A 21,121-nucleotide genomic window follows, 5' to 3' on the forward strand; every position below is an offset into this window, starting at 1 on the left:
CGGCGCTGTTTTGCTCAGAGTTTCAGTTCTGCCCAGGCCCACAGTTTTTGTGTGTCGGCGCCGAAATCATCAGCGCTGTAGTCGGCGTATTTCAGGCCCACCACGTAGTGCTTGCCGATGGGCCGGGCCACCAGCAGGTTGGTTTCCGTGCCGTAGTCACTGCTGCCCTCTTCGGCCTGAAAGTCGTGATACACCGCCGCCAGTTTGAAGCCGGCCAGCTTGGTGCCGACGCTGACAAAGCTGTCTTTCAGGCCATCCGCCGGGGTTACCAGGAACAGGTCCGCCCAGCCATTGAAGGCATGCTTGGTGGCCAGCGGGGTCTGGAAAGCAATCTTGCCGTCATCAGAGCCCAGCACTTCCTGCGCCACCTTGACGGTGACCCCGGCCATTTCTGCGCCCACTTCGGCGAAGTAGTACTCGGTATCGCCGGCTTCCACCTCTTGCTGGGCGCCTTCCAGGGTGAGAAGCAGCTTTACGGCATCCAGATCGAAGGCACCGGCATACCGCAGGCCATAGGTGTCGTTATCGGAATCGGGCACGTTATCGGTTTCCAGCAGGTAGCCATAGGCGGTGAGTGATCCCCCCGGCGCCCCGGCCCAGCTGGCGTTGAACAGGTAATTGGAGACATTGGCATCGAACTTTGGCGTGAAGCCGTTTACCTGGGTGAGATAGGACGTGGAGAAAGAAAAATCACCGGTGCCGTAATCCAGCTTGGCGCCATCGAAAGTCTGCTCATCCTGGCGCCAGCCTACGTTACCGACGAAGCGGGCATTGTCGTAAATGATGCGCTGACGACCATAGGTGGCCACCAGGCCATCGAGGGCGTCGCTACCGGTATAACGGACTGCAGCGCGGTTCAGCTCGGTCACTTCCGGATCAGCAATCACCGGGTAACCGGCCATGTGCGGCGCAAAGTTATCCACGTTGCCGACAATGCGGGTGTCTTCAAACTCCCCCAACACATCAAAGCCGTGCAGCGTGCCGCTCTGGTAGCCCAGTCGGGTGCGCAGGGTGAGTGCCTGGGCATCTTCCGCGGCACCGTCGCTATCCACTTCCTCATGGCGCAGGCGCAGGTTCAGCAGCGGCTTGCCTTCTTTCAACGCAGTGATAAAGGCATCGTCTTCGGCGTGAGCCGTCCCCGAAAAACCGAGCGTGGACAGGATGACGCCGGCAGCAATGGCAGAATATTTCATGGTCTTTTCCTCGATGTAACGTCCCAAAATTAAAAACAGTGATGTGCTGAAATCAGACACACCTTCCCCCTGCCCGCTTTTCCGTGTGCGAAAAAAGCAGGCGAATCAAATCAGTCATAAACGGTTATCAGGCCCGTTTTCGAGCCGCGCCAGTCTCAGCGTCAGCACGCTTGGGCAGCGGCTCCACCTTGCGCTGTTTCTCGTACAGGAACTGCAGCACCTGCTGACGACAGCGAACAAAGGTGGGATCGTCGGCCAGGGCCAGGCGATCGCGAGGACGCGGCACATTGACGTCAAGAATCTCGCCGATGGTGGCGGAGGGCCCATTGGTCATCATCACAATGCGATCGGACAGCAGCACCGCCTCGTCCACATCGTGGGTAATCATGATCACCGTGGTACCCAACTGGGCATGAATATCCATCAGGGAATCCTGCAACTGGGCACGGGTCAGGGCATCCAGCGCCCCGAAGGGTTCATCCATCAGCAACACCTGCGGTTGCATGGCCAGGGCACGGGCAATACCCACGCGCTGTTTCATGCCACCGGAGATTTCATCCGGCTTCTTGTGCATGGCATGGGCCATGTGCACCAGCTCCAGGTTGTGTTCGACCCAGTCGCGAATTTCCGCCCGGCTCTTGGTCTTCTTGAAGACCTGCTTCACCGCAAGCTCCACGTTTTCAAACGACGTGAGCCAGGGCAGCAGTGAATGGTTCTGGAACACCACGGCCCGCTCCGGGCCGGGTTCGGTGACTTCCTGCTTATCCAGAATCACCCCGCCGTCGGTGGCCTGTAGCAGGCCGGCGACGATATTGAGCACCGTGGATTTCCCGCAACCGGAGTGACCGATCAGCGAGACGAATTCGCCGGAATCAATTTTCAGATTCACATCCTTCAGCGCTTCGAACGTGCCTTTCGGCGTGTCGAACTTCATGCCCACGTTGGACAGTTCCAGTAAGGCTTTCATGTTGATTCTCCTTTCAGCTGCTAGCGTTGTGCTGAAGCTTTGTCCCACACCAGCGCGCGCTGCAGCATCAGCATCAGGCGGTCCAGCAGGAAGCCGATCAGGCCGATGACGATCACCGCCACCATGATCCGGCCCAGGGACTGGGAACTGCCGTTCTGGAATTCATCCCAGACGAACTTCCCCAGGCCCGGGTTCTGCGCCAGCATTTCTGCGGCGATCAACACCATCCAGGCGATCCCCAGGCTCAGGCGCAGGCCGGTGAACATCATCGGCAATGCCGACGGCAGTACGATCTTGCGCACATGGCTGAGGGCATTAAGCCGCAGCACACGGGAGACATTGGTGAGATCCTGGCTGACCGAGGTGACCCCCACCGCCGTATTCATCAACGTGGGCCACAGGCAGCACAGGGTTACCGTGAACATGGAAGTGAGAAAGGATTTGGACACCATGGGGTCGTCGCTCACATACACCGCACTCACCACCATGGTGACCAGCGGCAACCAGGCCAGCGGCGACACCGGCTTGAACAGCTGCACCAGCGGATTCACCGCCGCATGCACGGTGCTGCTCAGGCCGATGACGATGCCCAGCGGAATGGCGATCATCGACGCCAGCAGAAACCCACTCATCACCGTGATCAGGCTGGTACCGATCTGATCAAAGAAGGTAGGCGCACCGGTGTAATCCCGGGTGACCGGCTCCCAGTCCGGCTGCTGTTCCAGCCGGGCGGTGATGTACTTCTCCTGCCGCTCATAAAACGCCACTTCCCGCTCGCGGGACTGCTGATGCTCGTTGACCAGATTGCCCGCCTGCTCCCAGACCTGGGCCGGGCCGGGAAACTGACCCAGCGAGGTATCAATACGCTGGGCCGCGAACTGCCACAGGAGCAGGAACAGGCCTATCCCCAGCACCGGCCACAGCAGCTGGCGCATCAGTGCTTGCCACTGGTCACGGGACACCTTGCCCGTGGCCAGTGCGCGGTAGGGTTCCATCCAGGTCGGGAATGTCAGGGTCACCATGATTGTCTCCTTCCTCTCGCGTACCCGGTTACAGGGTGTCGCCATCTTTCAGGCCGATGGGGAACTTGCTCAGGTACTCGTTGGGCTTGCGGCCGTCGTAGGTGACGTTGTCGATGAACTCGCTCTGCGGCGGCTTGAAGCCGTCTTCGCTGGCGAAGTCCGGGAATTCATCGGCGCTGATCTTGCCTTCGGCAATCAGAGACTTGGCCGCCTGGGTGTAGATGTCCGGGCGATAGACTTTCTTGGCGATATCCATGTACCAGCTATCCGGCTTGCTCTCGCTGATCTGCCCCCAGCGACGCATTTGCGTCAGGTACCAGATGGCGTCGGAGTAGTAGGGATAGGTGGCGTTGTGACGGAAGAAGACGTTGAAGTCCGGAATCTCCCGCTTGTCGCCTTTCTCGTATTCGAAGGTGCCGGTCATGGAGTTGGCGATCACGTCATAGTCGGCGCCCACATAGTTGGGCTGGGACAGGATCTTCACCGCTTCCGGTCGGTTGGCGTTGTTGTTCTCGTCCAGCCACTTGGCCGCACGAATCATCGCCTTGACCACACGAATATGGGTATTGGGATATTCTTCCGCCCAGCCCTTGCTGACCCCGAACACTTTTTCCGGATTGTTTTTCCAGATTTCGTAATCGGTAATCACCGGCACACCGATGCCCTTGAACACGGCCTGCTGGTTCCAGGGCTCACCCACGCAGTAGCCATGAATAGTGCCGGCTTCCAGGGTGGCGGGCATTTGCGGGGGCGGTGTGACAGAGAGCAGTACGTCCGCCTGCAACTGGCCGCTGGTGTCGCCCCGGTGCGGCGCGTAGTAGCCCGGGTTCAGCCCACCGGCAGCAAGCCAGTAACGCAGCTCGTAGTTATGGGTGGATACCGGGAACACCATGCCCATCTTGAAAGACTTGCCGGCGGCCTTGTATTGCTCCACCACCGGTTTGAGCGTGTCGGCCTTGATGGGATGCACCGGTTTGCCATCCTTGCTGGGAATATGTTTTTTCATTTCTTCCCAGACGGAATTGGAAACGGTGATGCCGTTGCCGTTCAGGTCCATGCTGAAGGCGGTAATAATATGGGCCTCGGTGCCATAGCCGATGGTCGCCCCCAGTGGCTGCCCCGCCAGCATATGAGCGCCATCCAGCTGACCGTCGATCACCCGGTCCAGCAGCACTTTCCAGTTGGCCTGGGCTTCCAGGGTCACGAACAGGCCTTCTTCCTCGAAGTAGCCTTTCTCGTAAGCAATGGCCAGTGGAGCCATATCAGTCAGCTTGATAAAGCCGAACTTCAGGTCGGCCTTTTCCGGCCAGCCCACAGCATCCTCCGCCAGGGACGGCGCCGACAGGCCCAGTGTCATAGCGGCCAGCACACCACGAAATGTTTTCTTGAAACCTTTCATCATCCTTCCCTCTTCTGCCCGGTTTTTTTCGGGCATAAAAAAAGCGCTCAAAGCGTCCCGCCACCATTGGCAGGAATCTTTGAGCGCCTTTGCTCGCATCGGAGTGCAGTCGCCATTGACCACACAGATGGTTATCTCGCGCACAACACAGTGGTTGTGCTTACCGTGTATTAAGGCAAATGCTGTGCCAGTTTTGAAAAGTCTTATTTTTCATGACGTTATCGATAACAGGCACAAGCCGGGCCGGCTTCAGCGCCCGGTTTTCGCTCAGCCGGCACTGTTGTGAGTCAGTCCCGCCTCACCAAAATGCATCACGCTTTTGCTGCAACCCGGTTTCTTGCCGAAAACCCCGCGTTTTGCCCCGCCATGGTGAAAAAACCATGCCCAGCTTGCGAGCCTTTGCGACCAAGGCCGCATTTATCACTGCGGTGAATGATGAACATCATTCGAAGAAGGAAGCCGAAAACGCCATGGCCTGTTAGGCTGCGCGCTGGATTACGGCAGTGGCCACACCCACAATTGCTCAAGACACTGTAGGAGCGTGCTGGCACGCGAACCACTTCCAGGCCTAGTGCCATTCGCGTGCAAGCACGCTCCCACAGAAAGACAAAGCGGAACCATTGATGACCACCGAAAGAGATCACCTACTCACTGCTATCGCCGGCGCCTTCAGTCTGGTGATTGCCCTGGGCATTGGCCGCTTCCTGTTCACCCCGGCCCTGCCCGACATGATTGCGGAGAGCACCCTCACCGCCATCAGCGGCGGCTACCTGGCGGCCATCAACTATGGTGGCTACCTGACCGGGGCCATGCTCGCCATGGCAGTGCCCGCCCACCGGGCGCGCACGGCGTTCTGGCTGGCCCTGTGGGTGAGTGTGATCACCAGCCTCCTCATGGGCCTGAGCACCACCTTCACCCCCTGGGCCATCAACCGGTTCCTGGCCGGGGTGGCCAGCGCCATCATCATGGTCAACGGTTCCGCGCTGGTGCTGGGCGCCATGCCCAATCACCTCCGTGCCCGGCTGGGCAATATCCACTATGCCGGCATCGGCCTGGGCATCAGCATCGCCGCCCTTACCGTGGCCTTTATAGAAACCCTGCACGGCAGCTACGCCACCATGTGGCTGGCTTGCGGGGCGCTGGCGTTGATCCTGCTGCCATTGCTGCGTCGCATCCCCGCCCTGCCCCACGCCAAACACAGCCAGCACGAACGGGCGCCGGTGAACCGCTCCGCCCTGGGCTTTCTGATCGGCAGCTACACCCTGGCCGGCTTCGGCTACATCACCAGCACCACCTACCTGCCGGTGATCGCCAAAGCCCAACTACCGGGCCTGGACAGTGCCGCCTTCTACACCTGGCTGGCCGTAGGGCTGGCCGCCGTCCCCGCCAACCTGCTGTGGGGCAAACTCGCCAGCCACACCAGCGAACGCAACGCGCTTATGACCGCACTGGTGGTTCAGGCCCTGGGCGTCAGCGCCCCCGCCTGGCTACCCGGCCTCACCGGGCTGGTCATCAGTGGCCTGCTAGTGGGCGGCACCTTTACCGCCGTGGTCGCCCTGAGCATGTACTGCGGTCGACAACTGGCCCCCCACGCCGCCAGCGCCGCCCTGGGCGCACTGACGGCCTGCTATGGCGTCGGACAGATCTTGGGGCCGGTGGTAACGGCGCGACTGCTGGAAAGTAGCGGAAGTTTTGCGCCCGGGTTGCTGGGTGCCGCGGCGGCGTTGATTGGGGCGGCGGTGTTGTTGGTTCCGTTGGGGAAGGTGCGGTTTTAGGGACTGTTCACAGCCTGCTGGCGTACTAACAACGGCATGGCCGCAAACAGCAGCAAAGAAAAGAGATAGGCAATGCCGGATACCGGGTCGCGTCCGGCCAGATAGTCACCCAGTCCCTGCCCTTGCACCAGTGTCACCGCCAACTCCGCGCTCAGCATCATCAACAGGGCCGGCAGGCCAGTGCCAATACACGGCACCACCGTCACCAGCCCAAATCTCCTCACCAACCAGCGGGCCACCAGAAAACTGGCCAGCACCATGAAAGGCAATTCAACCAGCTCAGCCCAGCGCTCCCCAAGTCGAGGCACCAGGAAGGGAATGCGGATCATGGCCAGGGCGAAGCCGGTGGCAAAGATCAGGATGAAGTAGATGAGAGCGGGCTTTATCAGTCGCATTTAGAAAACCGGCTACGGATTATGCTTTGCTTTAACGTTGCGCACAACGGCGCCCTTGTAATGGAGGCGCAGCCGTAATGTAAAGGGCGTCCGGCGGCCGCAGGCCGCGAATTGATGCGCCTTGTTATAAGCCTTGCACCTTATTCGTGAGTTCAATTGTTTGTTTGCTGTCCTTTGTGACCACTAACCAATCAAATAGGACTTCGCTGTATTGGCCCGTGACGGCATAGAACTTTGAAACATGGGCTTCTTCGCCAAAGAACTCTTCCTTTTTTGCAGAACTCACAGCTTGAATTATGCTCTCCGCAAATTCGAGCAGCTCTTGCTCAGTCCCGATGAGGAAAGCTTCTTCCCAGCCGGTTTGAGCGGTAATTACAGGACCTGGATTTCGTGTTTTGCTCATTATTCACCCGAAGCCGCTAAAGGCTTATAACAGCGTATTCAGTCGAACGATTCGACCTATCTTTTTTCGACATAACTCTTTTATGAATTTCGGGAGAAACACAGAAATTCGCAAGACCGTCAGGCTCTTATAGTAAAAACAATAACCCATCTCGTTTGACAAAACTCGACTAAGCGCCCCATTTTCTTAAATGCCCCCGATATTCCCCCGTTCCGAAACCACTCTATATCAACCGTTTAGCATTTTCTGTAAGCCATATCCTACAAAGATATGGCTCGTTCTGTTGAGCACGGCATATTCGGGATGACCGTTTGTAGGGGGGGGCGACCCAAAGGGTCTGAATAAACCACTGGGCCTGGTTTGCGAAGACGCAGAGGGTTTCGAAGGCACGGCAGTGACGTCAGCCTCTTCGCCTTGCTAGCAAGGCTCCAACGAGGGTTGGGGGGGGTTGAGGCGCTGAAGGGCTTGGGGTAAGGAGCGGCTGGGGGCCGCAAGCCTCAGGGCGTGATGGTGAAGCGCATGACGCCGATGATCTGGTTGTCTGCGGTGCGCACTTCCACTCGCCAGCGGCCTTCTGAGGGCACCGGGATATGGCGTTTGTGGGACCAGGTGCGAAAGCCGGATTCGCGACCGCCGTAGAGTTTGAGGGAAATCCGGTCTACCTGCTCGCCGTTCTGGAACCAGTAATGATAAATCTCCTGCCCCAGGCCCAACGGCGCCTTGATGGCGGTGTAGGCATAAAGGCCGGCGGTCACTTCATCGCTGGAGAAGCTGTGCCCGGTCACCAGGGGCTGGCGTTGCTCGCGGTTGAAGGACAGGGCCATGGCCCGCTCTTCCAGGGACAGGGTAAGAGGCGGCACCAGCGGTGCCAGCCAGCGTGGGGCGAAGGCGATCACGCAGGACACTGCCAATAAACCCAGCCAGCGAAACCATTTGCGCGGCCCGCCGACCCGCCAGAAGCTGGGCAGCGCAAACAAGGCGGTGAGCCAGCCGGCCCAGGTGAGTGCTGAATCCGTGCTCCAGTGGAAGATCAGCGGCAGCAGTACCAGCAGGGCCACGAATAACGCCCAGGCGTGGAAGCCGAAGTACAACGCCCGGTGCCGGGCCAGCCAGAAGTACAGCGGGTCGATGATGCTGACGAGGGCGGCACTGATTACCAAGGTGGTGAAGAAGATGTATTCGGCGCCGCCGGACCATTGCAGCAGCACGAACGGCAGGCTGAAGAAGAAGGCTTCCTGATGGACTGCCTGCAGCAGCAGTTTGAGCATGCCCTGGGACATGCCTTCCATGGCCGTGCCGGCCAGGCGCCGTTGCCAGAGCCCTTCGGTGAGCAGGAGCAGCCAGCTTAGTACCAGAAAGCCGGTGAGTACCGCGGCTAGCCAGGGTTGGCGCTCCACCAGAAAGTAACTGGACAGACCCAGTGCAAAGCTGATCACCGCCCACAGGTGGCGGATCCGGTAGAGCTTGTTGGAGAGGGTTTGCAGGGTGGGTGGCAAGGGTGAGGCTCCGTGGGGGTTTGGCTGTTCGACGTACTATAGGCGTTGGGGTTCCCGGTGGCTGTAGATCAGCGGGCCGTTGGTCGCCTCTTGAGGTGCGAAGCACGTTTTTGTTTATGAAGAAGGTAGTGGAGGGATCGGGTGTGCCTGATCGCCCTGCGGGCGATTTCCGCGCTGCGCGCGGTTCGCGGCTCAAGCGCCGCTCCTACAGGGTGGGTGTAGAAGGGTTGGGGGTAGAAGGGTTGGGGAGGCGCGGCCTGGGCCGCGCCGGGGTTAGCCTGCGAAGTTGAGGAGGACGCCGGCGGCGACGGCGGAGCCGATGACGCCGGCTACGTTGGGGCCCATGGCGTGCATGAGCAGGAAGTTGTGGGGGTTGGCTTCCAGGCCCACCTTGTTGGCCACGCGGGCGGCCATGGGTACGGCGGAGACGCCGGCGGCGCCGATGATGGGGTTCACCGGGTGGTGGCTGAGGCGGTTGAGCAGCTTGGCCATGAGGACGCCGGTGGCGGTGCCGATCATGAAGGCCACCAGGCCCAGTACCAGGATGCCCAGGGTTTCCATGACCAGGAACTCTTCCGCGCTGAGTTTCGCGCCCACTGCCAGGCCCAGCATGATGGTGACCACGTTGATCAACGCGTTGCTGGTGGTGTCCACCAGACGGCTGACCACACCGGATTCCTTCATCAGGTTACCCAGGCAGAACATGCCCAGCAGCGGCGCCGCATCGGGCAATACCAACGCCACCAGCACCAGCAGCAGAATCGGAAAAAGGATCTTTTCCGTCTGGCTCACCGGGCGCAGTTGCTCCATCTTGATGGTGCGTTCCTTGGCGGTGGTCAGGGCGCGAATGATGGGGGGCTGAATGATCGGCACCAGGGCCATGTAGGAATAGGCTGCCACGGCGATGGCGCCGAGCAGTTCCGGGGCCAGCTTGGTGGTCACGTAAATAGAGGTGGGGCCATCCGCGCCGCCGATGATGCCGATGGCCGCTGCATCCGCCAGGGAGAATTCCATGCCCAGGAAGTTCAGTGCCAGGGCGCCCAGCAACGCCGCGAAGATGCCGAACTGGGCCGCGGCGCCCAGCAACAGGGTGCGCGGGTTGGCCAGCAGCGGGCCGAAGTCGGTCATGGCGCCCACGCCCATGAAGATCAGCAGCGGGAAGATGCCGGTCATCAGGCCCACGGTGTAGATCAGGTAGAGGATGCCATCGCCGTAGTTGGCTTTTTGCGCCAGGTGGTGAAGTTGGTCCTGTACTGCCGGCCCGGCGCCTTCAGCGGCTTTATAGAGCGCTTCTCGCCCGGCATCCGCATCCATGCCGAGCACCTGGGCCATGCTGGCGAGCAGATCCTGGCTGCCGAAGTGCATGGCCTGGCTGATGGCGGATTCCGCCAGCCCGGCCACGGGGATGTTGGCCAGCAGACCGCCGAAGCCTATGGGCAATAATAATAGCGGTTCGAATTTCTTGTTGATGGCCAGCCACAGCAGACCGAGGCAGACCAGCAGCATGATCAGCTGGCCACCGGACAGATGAAACAGGCCGGTGCTGTGCCAAAGCGTCTCCAATTTATCCATGGGCCGGCTCCAGGCTGAGCAGGGTCTGGCCGACGGTGACCGCATCGCCCTCTTTCACCGCCATCTCGGTGACGATGCCCGCTTCCGGGCTGGACACGTCGGTTTCCATTTTCATGGCTTCCAGCACCATGATCTTCTGCCCTTCGGTAACCCGGTCGCCGGGTTTCACCAGCACCTTGAAGATGTTGCCCGCCAGGGGCGCCGGGATTGGTGTGCTCTGGGACGGGTTGTGCACCACCGGCGGGTTGGACTGGCCGGCCCCGGCGCTTTCGCCCAGGGCCTTGATGCCTGTCACGTCGCCACCGTCGCTGACTTTGACGGTGTACTCCCGGCCATCCACGTCCACGGTATAAACGCCGTCGCTATTGCCGGCAACAGGCAACGCCTTGCCGTCGGGGACCGGCTCGAACGCGGAGGGGTCGCCGCGATGCTCCAGGAACCGCAGGCCGATTTGCGTAAACAGCGCATAGGTCAGCACATCATCGATACGGCGCTTGCCGTCCGCCAGTTGCAGCCCTTTTTCGCTGGCCAGGGTTTCTACTTCCCGGGTCAGGCTGTCCATTTCGTCATCGATCAGGTCGGCGGGGCGACAGGTGACAGGCTCGTCGCCGTCCAGGGCACGGGCCTGCAATTCGCTGTTGAAGGCCGCTGGCGCCGCGCCGTATTCGCCGCGCAGTACGCCACGGGTTTCCTTGCTCAGTGCCTTGTAGCGTTCGCCGGAGAGCACATTGAGCACCGCCTGGGTGCCGACGATCTGGGAGGTGGGCGTGACCAGGGGAATAAAGCCCAGGTCTTCGCGCACAGCGGGAATTTCCTGCAGCACTTCGTCGAACCGGTCGGTGGCGCCCTGCTCTTTCAGCTGGCTTTCCATGTTGGTGAGCATGCCGCCGGGCACCTGGGCGACCAGGATGCGCGCATCCACACCGCGCAGGCTGCCTTCAAACTGGGCGTACTTCTTGCGCACTTCACGGAAGTAGCCGGCAATACGATTGAGTTTTTTCAGATCCAGGCCGGTATCCCGGTCGGTGCCTTCCAGCATGGCCACCACGGACTCGGTGGGGCTGTGGCCGTAGGTCATGGACATGGACGAGATGGCGGTGTCCACATTATCAATGCCGGCCTCGGCGGCTTTCAGTGCGGTTGCCGTGGAAAGACCGGTGGTGGCGTGGCACTGCATGTGCACCGGAATGGAGAGCGTCTGCTTGAGGCGGCTGACCAGCTCAAAGGCCACATTGGGGCGCAGCAGGCCGGCCATGTCCTTGATGGCCACGGAGTGGGCGCCCATCTGCTCGATCACTTTACCCTGCTCTACCCACATATCCAGGGTATGCACCGGGCTGACGGTGTAGGCGATGGTGCCCTGGGCGTGTTTGCCCTGTTTGATGACGGCGGCGATAGCGCGCTCGATGTTGCGCATGTCGTTCATGGCATCGAACACCCGGAACACATCCACGCCACTTTCCGCAGCGCGCTCCACAAAGGCATCCACCACATCGTCGGCGTAGTGCCGATAGCCGAGCAGGTTCTGGCCGCGCAGCAACATCTGCTGAGGCGTATTGGGCATGGCCTTTTTCAGCTCGCGGATACGCTCCCAGGGGTCTTCGCCCAGATAACGGATGCAGGCATCAAAGGTGGCGCCGCCCCAGGATTCCAGGGACCAGAAACCGATGTCGTCCAGTTCTGCGGCAATGGGCAACATGTCGTCCAGACGCATGCGCGTGGCAAACAGGGACTGATGGGCGTCGCGCAGCACCACATCGGTGATGCCCAGAGGCTTGTGATCACTCATGGAAAAATTCCGGTTATTGCTGGGACTGCCGGTGCTGACGCACCGCCTTTTCAATGGCCTTGATAACCGCAGGGGACGGCATGTCTCCGGCGGGTGCTGCGGTCGTTGTCGCGGCGCTCACGGCTGGCGCCTGCCCGAAGCGTTTCACCAGCAACGACATTAACGTCGTTACGGCCACGAGAATAATCAGAAAGGAAAAGACCACACCCATGCCGATCAGCATGAGCTCCAGGCCCTGAGCCATCAGTGTGTTCATGGAACACTCCTTTACGGTTCCGGTGGCGGTTTGAGTAACCGCAGGCGAGAGGCGGCGGCCTGCCGTGTCAGCGGGCGTCACGGGAACACTGCCAGGGTTATTGGGAAGCGCTCCAGGTCTCTCTCGTCGATTTCTGGGAATGTAGAGGGATTGTCGACAACCTGCAATGAGGCCAGTGTACAGGGGGAGTGATTGATTTGATCAATTGGCGTGGCCCAGACGGTGCCGGACCACTGCGAAAGGGAGATGGTGCGGTTTATGTTGTGCCAGCCCGAAACGAAAAAGGGCCCGCTAATTAGCGGGCCCTTTTAGGGATATGGCGCACCGGGGAGGATTCGAACCCCCGACCTACTGGTTCGTAGCCAGTTGCTCTATCCAACTGAGCTACCGGTGCATGTCTCGTTGCTGTATCGCCCCGAGAGGCTGCGCATTATTCCCAAAGCCCCGCCGGGAGTCAAGCGCCGGTCGCTCAAAACTTCAGCAATCAGTCTTCTGCGGTTTCCATTTGTTTTTGCAGGTAATTTTCAATGCCCACCAGCTTGATCAGGCTAAGCTGGGTTTCCAGCCAATCGATGTGCTCTTCCTCGGATTCGAGAATGTTCTTGAGCAGGTTACGGCTGATGTAATCCTGAATGGATTCGCAGTAGGCAATCCCTTCACGCAGATCCGGTACCGCCATTTTTTCCAGCTTGAGATCGCACTCAAGCATCTCTTTGGTGTTTTCACCAATCATCAGCTTGCCCAGATCCTGCAGATTGGGAATACCTTCAAGAAACAGGATGCGCTCTACCAGCCAGTCCGCGTGCTTCATCTCGTCGATGGACTCGTGGTACTCCTTCTCATAAAGCGCCTGGAGACCCCAGTCCTTGTACATTTTGGCATGCAGGAAGTACTGGTTGATGGCTACGAGTTCGTTGCCGAGTGCCCGGTTCAGGTACTCAATCGCCTTGGCGTCGCCTTTCATGGGGGTTGTCTCCGTCCGATGAACTTGGGTCTAAACTTGGGTTAATCCCCATTGTTCAGCAAGCGGATGACAGAGACAAGGCAGGAATGCAAAAAAGCGCTTGCAATACAAGCGCTTATGCAAATGAGAACGATTAGTTATGCGGTTTGCGGCCAGTAGACCACCACACCGTCAGGGGAAGGGTGCGAGAATGAGGGGGCCTCGTTGGCGCTACGGGCTTCACGCATCACTTGGCGGGCATGACGGGCACATTTACCACACTGACTTCCAACCCCAAGTTCCCGACGAAGATCACGCAGGCTGTCGCAGCCGTTGCCGACCGCTTCCCGTATATGGTTGTCAGTAATGCCCTTACAAATGCATACATACATAAGAATGCCATCCCTCAATCTCTAGTGGGCATGCTAACCCTAACGCGAATCATTATCAACTGCTTTCAAGAAAGAAAGCATTGGCCTGGCGGCATTGCGTCATGGTCAAGCCAGTCACTAGTCACATTGTTGCTTACACCCTCTCCTGCCCTGCCCCACCAACGCGCACACAGATATAGCGCAGAGGGAGCAACTAGTCAGTGAGCGTTGCTTTGCCTGGGACAGGAATCAGGGAGTTTTGCGGTGATTCAGGGCAAGGCTCCTGACCGCCGCCGGTTGCGTAGGGTGCACTGAGCCTAAGGCGAACTGCACCATCAACCGCCCGATCGGTGCAGTTCGCCTTAGGCTCAGTGCACCCTACATTTTGGAAAGACGCGGGGTTTTGCGTTTGCCATCATAAAAAAAGCCCCGCGATTGCGGGGCTTTTTTAAATCAGTCCGGATCGTGGGATCAGGACGACTTCTTGGCGGCTGGACGCTTGGTAGCCGCTTTTTTCTTGGCTGGCGTCTTGCGAGCGGCAGCTTTTTTGGCGGCTGGCTTGCGCTTGGCTGCGGTTTTCTTGGCAGGAGCCTTGCGGGTTGCCGCTTTTTTGGCTGGCGCTTTGCGAGTGGCCGCTTTTTTACGGGTCGTTTTTTTCTTTACGGCGCGTTTGGCTTTCGCTGCGGCCTTCTTGGCAGCGGCTTTGGCTTTCTGCTCCGCTTTTTTCTGCTCGGCCTTGGCTTTTTTCGCCAGCTTGCGCTCGTGTTCACGCAGCTTGGTCTTCAGGTTACGCTCGGCGGTGCGGAATTTTTTCACCTCGCGAGTGGCGACTTTCTTGGCCGCCTGGATTTCCGCACGAATCAGCTTGGCTTCACCACGCAGATCCTGCAGTTTCAAACGAACGGTATTCATGCGACCGCGTGCCGTATCCACTGCGCGCTTGGCGGCGGCGGTGGAAGAGGCCTTGGCTTTGTCACGTTTGGCGGCAACATCAGCACGCATTTTGGACAGCTTGCCATTCTCGGTATCGATCTTGGCGCGGTGCTTGTCCAGTTTCGCCTGAGTCTGTTCGGCTTTTTTCTGCGCCTGCTCCACGGCTTTCTGCTGCAGTTTCACCTTGGATTCAGCGTTAGTAACGGACTTTGGCAGAGCCGGTGCTTTTGCAGCGGTAGCTTTCTTTGCTGCGGGCTTACGCGCTGCCGTTTTTTTTGCGGCGGCTTTTTTTGCTCGAGCCATGATTGATCTCCTAAGCTATGGCGTTGTCATCAGTACTGCGACAATTCGAAAAATAGCATAAAAAAAAATCAGTTGGTACATTATTTGACCAATTCGTTTTTGTTTTTTTCATTTATCGTCGTCCAGTTTTATCTGTGCCCCTTTTCTGATTCCTTTTCTGTTTCTGAAAAAACATTTTCTGCAGGCCTTCTGACAGGCCGGATGTGCCTGCTTAAAAACCGCAAAGGAATATTTTTCCTGCTGATTTACGCACTTTTGTTAAATAAATCCCAGCCGGCCATGGCATAGAAAAACCGGAAGTGGTGCATTGGCCTGTCATAGAAAACCCTGCAGCAATTGCATTGGAATGCGCCCCGGAATAGAAAGGATATTAGCTCGTACCAGCGCAGCAGCAACGTCGCCACAAGCCGCTACTACCACCACATGCCCTGCTTTCCTGAGTAGAAAAGTGACATCTTCGGGCCTTTTTCAAGAAAAACCGCTCTGGAGAAACGCTGCACTACAATGGAAAACTCGGCATGAGCACTTACCATACACACCGATAACAGACTGGCGCACACATGCCGGGAAATCGGCAAGCAGGGTCCAGCGGAGATACAGGATCGTGCGTGTCGCGATCATTGAGAGGAACCCGTTAAATTTTTGGCGCCCTGCTTTGCCCTTTAGCCAATCAACCAGTGGTGGCAAGGTCTTGCGCATGACAGTCATTTAACAGGATACGAAAAGAGGCAACGCGAGGCCGCAGAGAGAAACCCAACAAGGAAGTCAGCTTCATGGTTTGCAGGGAAGCCCTGGGTCACCGGGTGGCTGCTATTCTATTGGCAAAGCGTCGGACCTATGCAATTTATAGACACAGGCGATACCTGAGTACACAGAGCCGGCGCATTCTCCCAGGAAAAGGGAAACGTCGTCTTACTTCCCTTATACCGTGAAAAGCGCTGTGGGTATTGCGAAGGCGCGGTAAAGCAGCCCTGTTGGCGATACCAACATCGAACCCGGAAGTGTTCAGTGTCTTTTCAGACGCTCACTGACGGTGCTGCCAGAGGCCCTGACGTGTGGAGACGCGCATTGGCGCCCCCGCCAGCAAGAAAGGTACGCACAAAAAAGGGAAGCCGCCGGGCTTCCCTTTTTCAATCTATCTCTGCTGTGCTGCTTCTCAGCCTTGCAAAGCATCCAGCACGCGACTGCGGATATCATCCACCGAACCAACACCGGCCACACGTACATAGCGGGGCGCCTTGGCATCGTCCTTTTTCGCCAGGTCCTGATAGAAATCTACCAGCGGGCGGGTCTGGGACTGATATACCTCGAGACGTTTGCGAACGGTCTCTTCCTTGTCGTCATCACGCTGAACCAGCTCTTCACCAGTTTCATCGTCCTTGTCGGCTTCTTTCGGCGGATTGTATTTCACGTGGTAAACCCGGCCGGAAGACGGATGCACACGACGACCGCTCAGGCGCTCGATAATCTCTTCATCGTCCACATCGATTTCGACCACGAAGTCGATATCCACACCCTGCTCCACCAGCGCTTGCGCCTGGGGAATGGTGCGGGGGAAGCCGTCGAACAGAAAACCGTTGGCGCAGTCGTCTTCGCTGATACGCTCTTTGACCAGGCCCAGAATGATGTCATCGGATACCAGACCGCCAGCATCCATCACTTTCTTGGCTTCCAAACCCAGGGGAGTGCCTGCTTTAACAGCAGCGCGCAGCATGTCACCGGTGGAAATCTGAGGAATATTGAACTGTTCCTTGATGAACTGCGCCTGGGTGCCCTTGCCCGCACCGGGGGCACCAAGCAGGATGACACGCATAGGATTCTCCATCTTTCTGTGGTCGAAAAGGCATCAGAAGGCCAAGTGAAATGCTCTGCCACAAAGGGAGCCGGCCAGAGCGCTCACATCAAGGCAATAAAGCGCTGAATCAGAGACCTGATTCAGGCGTTTCCATGCAGAGCTGGGCACTTTGACGACGCGAATATTGTTGCAGAACCTTCCGTTTGGGCCACTCAGGGGCCTCCGAAGGGGTGCAACTTTACCCTGAGGCCCGGTTCTTCACAAGTAATAGGAGGGTGCTACCTTGGTAGCACCCTGGGGAGTTGGCGGGATCAGGGGCGTTCGAGAACCAGCATGGCGGGGTCGCCCTGCGGCAGTTCCAGGGGTTTGACCGGGGCCATGATGGCAGCCTGGTCCACTGCGCCGCCGGGCGCCGGGGTGTAGCGGGCACCAATGACAAGCGCCGCACTGTCATCCGGGTAGCGTTGCAGCCAGTCCTGGGCGGACAACGACACGGTGGCGGGAAAATGGGGCACCACCTGGCGACGGGCAGCGAGAGGCTGGCCGCTACTGCCGGCCTCGCGGAGATAGACAAAGACAGTGCCTCCCGCGGGCAGCTCCTCCGCCGTGACGACGGCCTGGATACCGGCAAATTTTTCCTGGCGGGCCTTTTGTTCACGGGCATTTTCCAGGCCACGACGCAGCAGGTCGCCGGTTTCACCCTGACTGTGCCGGGATAACAGCGCTTGCCAGCCCTGCTCGGCCAGGTCATAGCGCCCGGCCCGGTCCGCAGACATGGCCAGCATCATCCAGGCGCCATCGTGTGTCGGCTCCCTATCCAGTACCCAGCGCAGTTCGGCCAGGGCCGGGTCGGTTAATTTGCCACCGGCTTTCTGGATCAGCGCCCGGGCCAGCAACAGATGCATGGCCGGTTCCTGCGGGCTCTTCGCCACCGCCTTGCGGGCCGCCTCTTCGCTCTGCTCAGGCGCGCCGAGCTGATCGTACAGCGAACCCAGTGCATACCAACCCATGGCTGACGGGTTCTTCACCAGCTCCGCCTGCAATACACGCACCAGGGCGCCGACAGGAACCTCTGACGCCGCCCGCTCCGGCGACTCGCCAGCGATAATGGCTCGGGCTACCGACCGATATTCCTGCTGGTCGTTGAGCCAGTCACTGGTATGTTCATTGTAGCCAACCAGACCATACCCGGCGGCGGCTAGCACCAGCATGATCAGGGGAATGCCAATGGCACCCCGCATCACCTTGCCCGCCTTGCGGGCTTCGCGCTGCCACAACAGCCATAACAAGACACCCAGGGCCAGTAGCAGAACCAGCGCAATCACAATCCACATCATTACCGGTCTCCCCCCTGGTTAACGTCGCTCTCATCAGCGGCATCATTGTCATCCACTCTGGCACTGGCACGGCGCAGCAGAAGCACGATGACCACAGCACCACTGCCCAGCAATAACAATGGCGCCAGCCAGAGAATGGAAGTGGTGGGCGTTACTGGCGGACGGTAACTGACAAAGTCGCCATAGCGGGAGACAAAATAATCGACAATTTCTTCATCGCTTTTGCCTTCCTTGATCATGCTCTCTACCCGAACGCGCATATCCTGGGCAATACCGGCATCGGAATCGGCCAGGCTCTGGTTCTGGCATTTGGGGCAACGCAGCTCATCCAGCAATACCCGAAAGCGCTGTTCCTGTACCGGAGTCTCAAACTGATAGAGGTCGGTAGCGGCCATCGCCGACAGAGAGAGGCAAAGCAGAAAGACAGTACGCAGAATCATGGTCATGCTCCGCCCTCCTGTGAGCCCTGCTCAAGCAAGGGAGCAAACTTTTCCTGCCAGACGCGCGCATTCAGGTCGCCGGCATGGCGCAGCACGATCTCGCCGTCCGGGTTGATCAGGAAGGTTTCCGGGGCGCCGTAGACGCCAAGGTCCAGACCCAGTTGACCATCGGCATCCACAATCACATGGGTAAAGGGGTTGCCCTGTTCGGCCAGATACTGGCGAGCTGGTGCACTGTCATCCTTGTAGTTGAGGCCGGCAATGGCAACGCCGCGGGCGGCCAGTTCCAGCAGAAAGGGATGCTCCACATAACAGGTGGGGCACCAGGTGGCCCAGACGTTAAGTAACTGCCAGCGGCCTTTCAAAGAATCCTGGGTAAGGGTTTCGTCGGTCATCAGCGATGGCAGGCTGAAGGTCGGCACCGGTTTGCCCACCAGTGCCGATGGCAATTCCTGGGGATCGCGCCCCAGACCGCTGCCCAACAGCACCGCCAGCAACACGAAGCCGACCAGCGGCAGGAATACCCAGGGAGAATTAGCTTTCATGGGAAACTCCTTCTTCGCTGGTCGCAAATCGCTGACGACGGTAACGCTTGTCAGACAGCGCTAGCGCTCCACCCAACGCCATCATCAGGGCGCCCAGCCAGATCCAGCGGATACCCGGTTTGAAATAGATACGCACGGCCCAGGCATTGCCGTCTTCCAGCGGCTCGCCCATGGCCACATAAAGGTCGCGCCAGAACCCGGCATCGATGGCGGCTTCCGTCATGATCTGACCACTGGCGTGATAGGTACGTTTTTCCGGATGCATGATGGCTTCCGGCTCGCCCTGATAGGTCACATGGAAGTGGCCACGGGTAGAGTCGAAGTTGGGACCGACATAACTGTCCAGGCTGTCAAACACAAACGCATATTCACCGATGGATGCCTGATCCCCGGGCGCCATACGAATATCCCTTTCCACTTCGTGGAAGCTCACCAGGGTAATGCCTGCCACCATCACCGCCAGGCCACAGTGGGCCATGACCATGCCCCAGTAACCGCGCCCCAGTTTCCCCAAGCCGGTAAAGAATCCCTGGCCATAAGCTCTGGCCCGGCGCACCACGTCATCCACATGGGCAAACACCAGGAACAGAGCCAGCATGATCGCCAGCACGCCCTGCCAGGGGGATGGCTCGGGGAGCCGCGCAGCAAACCAGCCGGCAATGATCGCCGCCGGTGCCAGCAGTGCCATGCGCTTGAGCAGGCCGTTGCCATCCTGACGTTTCCAGTTACTGAAAACGCCCGGCACCATCAACAGGATCAGTACCAGCGTCAGTGGCACAAAGAACCCGTTGAAGTACGGGCTGCGGATGGAAATTTTCAGATCCATGGCCTCGAAGAACAGCGGGGCCACGGTGCCCACCAGCACCACAAAGGTGGCGGTGAGAAGAATCAGATTGTTGCCCAGCAAGAAGGCTTCCCGGGACACCGGCTTGAAGCCCTTGTTGTTGGTCAGGGCGGAAGAACGAAACGCAAACAGGGTCAGTGCGCCGCCAGCAACCACACTCAGGAACGCCAGAATAAAGGTGCCCCGCTCCGGATCATTGGCGAAGGCATGGACCGAGGTCAGCACTCCGGAACGCACCAGGAAGGTACCCAGCAGGCTCAGTGAGAAAGCGATGATGGCCAGCAACACGGTCCAGGCCCGGAACATGTTGCGTTTTTCCGTTACCGCCAGGGAATGGATCAGGGCAGTGCCCGCCAGCCAGGGCAACAACGAGGCATTTTCCACCGGATCCCAGAACCACCAGCCGCCCCAGCCCAGCTCGTAGTAGGCCCACCAGGAGCCCAGAGCGATGCCCACGGTGAGAAAACTCCAGGCCACGGTGGTCCAGGGCCGGGCCCAACGCGCCCAGGCCGGATCCATATTGCCTGCCAGCAGCCCGGCCACGGCAAAGGCAAAGGCCACGGAAAAGCCCACATAGCCCATATACAGCATGGGCGGGTGAATAATCAGGCCCGGGTCCTGCAGCAGCGGATTCAGATCCGCCCCGTCCAGCGGGAACCAGGGCAAGACCCGATCAAAGGGATTGGATGTCAGCAGCATGAACAGCAGGAAGCCCACCGAGATCATGCCCATCACGGACAACACCCGGGCGACCATGTGCAGGGGAACGCTGCGACTCAGCACCCCGACCATGGCCGCCCAGCCGCCCAGCATCCAGCCCCACAGCAGCAGCGAGCCTTCATGACCACCCCATATGGCGGATAGCCGATAGGCCAGCGGCAACGCGGAATTGCTGTGGTTGGCCACATAGGCCACGGAGAAGTCGTTAATGTAGAAGCTATAGCCCAGGCAGACCATGGAAAGGGTCAGTGCCAGCCACTGAACCCAGGCCAGCGGGCGGGCATACCATTGCAGGGCAAGAATGTTACGATGCACCCCGATCAACGGGAATACTGATAAACACAGGGCTGCAGCCAGTGCCAACCACAGGGATAGATGCCCGATTTCTGCCGCCACGAGAGCTCCTCAATCCGCTTTTTACTGTCCGATGCCTGTCAAACCGCCGTTACGCGCGGTCCGGCGCGCATAGCATCGGTACATGGTCCGGCAATTGCAAGTCCGTGGCGTGGAGGGAGTCGCTGAATAACCTATAATGAATTTCAGCCGTTCCCGAGCCGCAATTGATCCTCAGGAAGCATAGACCAGCGTCTTTATTGTCCGTTCATCGGTCATTTTCGGTAAAG

General features: G+C 59.0%; 19 protein-coding genes and 1 tRNA gene. 1 reads left to right on the plus strand and 19 read right to left on the minus strand.

All coding sequences use genetic code 11. The features are described 5' to 3' along the window. Positions 1 to 14: 14 nt before the first annotated feature. From ACMG4M_RS11785 to ACMG4M_RS11800, 4 genes are all read right to left on the minus strand, one after another. A complete protein-coding gene (locus ACMG4M_RS11785; protein WP_414430067.1) occupies positions 15 to 1,193 on the minus strand; it encodes an alginate export family protein in 1,179 nt (392 codons plus the stop codon). 127 nt (positions 1,194 to 1,320) lie between these two features. Beyond that, entirely contained in the window at positions 1,321 to 2,160 is an 840-nt protein-coding gene (locus tag ACMG4M_RS11790; RefSeq protein ID WP_414430068.1) for an ABC transporter ATP-binding protein, read from the minus strand. Between the two features lie 20 nt (positions 2,161 to 2,180). Next, a complete protein-coding gene (locus ACMG4M_RS11795) occupies positions 2,181 to 3,182 on the minus strand; it encodes an ABC transporter permease (protein ID WP_414430069.1) in 1,002 nt (333 codons plus the stop codon). Between the two features lie 28 nt (positions 3,183 to 3,210). Beyond that, positions 3,211 to 4,584, minus strand: a complete 1,374-nt coding sequence (locus tag ACMG4M_RS11800; RefSeq protein WP_414430070.1) for a CmpA/NrtA family ABC transporter substrate-binding protein — start codon at positions 4,582 to 4,584, stop codon at positions 3,211 to 3,213. 620 nt (positions 4,585 to 5,204) lie between these two features. Here ACMG4M_RS11800 and ACMG4M_RS11805 point away from each other — a divergent pair. Further along, positions 5,205 to 6,356, plus strand: a complete 1,152-nt coding sequence (locus tag ACMG4M_RS11805; protein WP_414430071.1) for a YbfB/YjiJ family MFS transporter — start codon at positions 5,205 to 5,207, stop codon at positions 6,354 to 6,356. Here the strand turns inward: ACMG4M_RS11805 and ACMG4M_RS11810 are convergent. The 15 genes from ACMG4M_RS11810 to ACMG4M_RS11880 form a co-directional block, all read right to left on the minus strand. Beyond that, positions 6,353 to 6,751 (minus strand): hypothetical protein, encoded by a 399-nt coding sequence (locus ACMG4M_RS11810; protein WP_414430072.1) that lies wholly within the window; start codon positions 6,749 to 6,751, stop codon positions 6,353 to 6,355. The two genes, ACMG4M_RS11805 and ACMG4M_RS11810, sit on opposite strands and share 4 nt — an antisense overlap. A gap of 124 nt (positions 6,752 to 6,875) precedes the next feature. After that, the gene (locus tag ACMG4M_RS11815) at positions 6,876 to 7,154 is read right to left on the minus strand and encodes a hypothetical protein (protein WP_414430073.1); all 279 of its coding nucleotides are present in this window, start codon (positions 7,152 to 7,154) and stop codon (positions 6,876 to 6,878) included. Positions 7,155 to 7,651: 497 nt separating this feature from the next. Further along, entirely contained in the window at positions 7,652 to 8,650 is a 999-nt protein-coding gene (locus ACMG4M_RS11820) for a DUF5924 family protein (protein ID WP_414430074.1), read from the minus strand. Positions 8,651 to 8,923: 273 nt separating this feature from the next. Continuing rightward, entirely contained in the window at positions 8,924 to 10,222 is a 1,299-nt protein-coding gene (locus ACMG4M_RS11825) for a sodium ion-translocating decarboxylase subunit beta (RefSeq protein WP_414430075.1), read from the minus strand. Next, positions 10,215 to 12,011, minus strand: coding sequence for a sodium-extruding oxaloacetate decarboxylase subunit alpha (oadA, locus tag ACMG4M_RS11830; protein WP_297766617.1), 1,797 nt, complete (start codon positions 12,009 to 12,011; stop codon positions 10,215 to 10,217). The genes ACMG4M_RS11825 and oadA overlap by 8 nt, the downstream gene beginning before the upstream one ends. Before the next feature lie 13 nt (positions 12,012 to 12,024). Continuing rightward, positions 12,025 to 12,267: an OadG family protein gene (locus tag ACMG4M_RS11835; protein WP_052042634.1), complete on the minus strand. Its 243-nt coding sequence runs from the start codon at positions 12,265 to 12,267 to the stop codon at positions 12,025 to 12,027. 317 nt (positions 12,268 to 12,584) lie between these two features. Further along, positions 12,585 to 12,661 (minus strand) — tRNA-Arg (locus ACMG4M_RS11840). Between the two features lie 90 nt (positions 12,662 to 12,751). Then, a complete protein-coding gene (gene bfr, locus ACMG4M_RS11845; RefSeq protein WP_297766611.1) occupies positions 12,752 to 13,231 on the minus strand; it encodes a bacterioferritin in 480 nt (159 codons plus the stop codon). Positions 13,232 to 13,368: 137 nt separating this feature from the next. Beyond that, the gene (locus ACMG4M_RS11850; RefSeq protein ID WP_297766609.1) at positions 13,369 to 13,602 is read right to left on the minus strand and encodes a bacterioferritin-associated ferredoxin; all 234 of its coding nucleotides are present in this window, start codon (positions 13,600 to 13,602) and stop codon (positions 13,369 to 13,371) included. A 450-nt stretch (positions 13,603 to 14,052) separates the two neighbouring features. Next, the gene (locus tag ACMG4M_RS11855) at positions 14,053 to 14,817 is read right to left on the minus strand and encodes a hypothetical protein (RefSeq protein WP_035246720.1); all 765 of its coding nucleotides are present in this window, start codon (positions 14,815 to 14,817) and stop codon (positions 14,053 to 14,055) included. A 1,156-nt stretch (positions 14,818 to 15,973) separates the two neighbouring features. Beyond that, positions 15,974 to 16,630 (minus strand): adenylate kinase, encoded by a 657-nt coding sequence (gene adk, locus ACMG4M_RS11860; RefSeq protein ID WP_035246717.1) that lies wholly within the window; start codon positions 16,628 to 16,630, stop codon positions 15,974 to 15,976. Between the two features lie 293 nt (positions 16,631 to 16,923). Next, positions 16,924 to 17,949, minus strand: coding sequence for a tetratricopeptide repeat protein (locus ACMG4M_RS11865; protein ID WP_414430076.1), 1,026 nt, complete (start codon positions 17,947 to 17,949; stop codon positions 16,924 to 16,926). Next, positions 17,949 to 18,395 carry a cytochrome c-type biogenesis protein gene (locus ACMG4M_RS11870; RefSeq protein ID WP_414430077.1) on the minus strand — a complete coding sequence of 149 codons (447 nt, stop codon included), beginning with the start codon at positions 18,393 to 18,395 and terminating at the stop codon, positions 17,949 to 17,951. Before ACMG4M_RS11870 ends, ACMG4M_RS11865 begins: the two co-directional genes overlap by 1 nt. After that, positions 18,392 to 18,934 carry a DsbE family thiol:disulfide interchange protein gene (locus ACMG4M_RS11875; RefSeq protein ID WP_035246712.1) on the minus strand — a complete coding sequence of 181 codons (543 nt, stop codon included), beginning with the start codon at positions 18,932 to 18,934 and terminating at the stop codon, positions 18,392 to 18,394. Before ACMG4M_RS11875 ends, ACMG4M_RS11870 begins: the two co-directional genes overlap by 4 nt. Continuing rightward, a complete protein-coding gene (locus tag ACMG4M_RS11880; protein WP_035246709.1) occupies positions 18,924 to 20,894 on the minus strand; it encodes a heme lyase CcmF/NrfE family subunit in 1,971 nt (656 codons plus the stop codon). Before ACMG4M_RS11880 ends, ACMG4M_RS11875 begins: the two co-directional genes overlap by 11 nt. Positions 20,895 to 21,121 lie beyond the last annotated feature (227 nt).

Source organism: Alcanivorax sp. IL3 (genome assembly GCF_047495465.1).
In the GTDB taxonomy this organism is placed as follows: Bacteria; Pseudomonadota; Gammaproteobacteria; order Pseudomonadales; family Alcanivoracaceae; genus Alcanivorax; species Alcanivorax jadensis.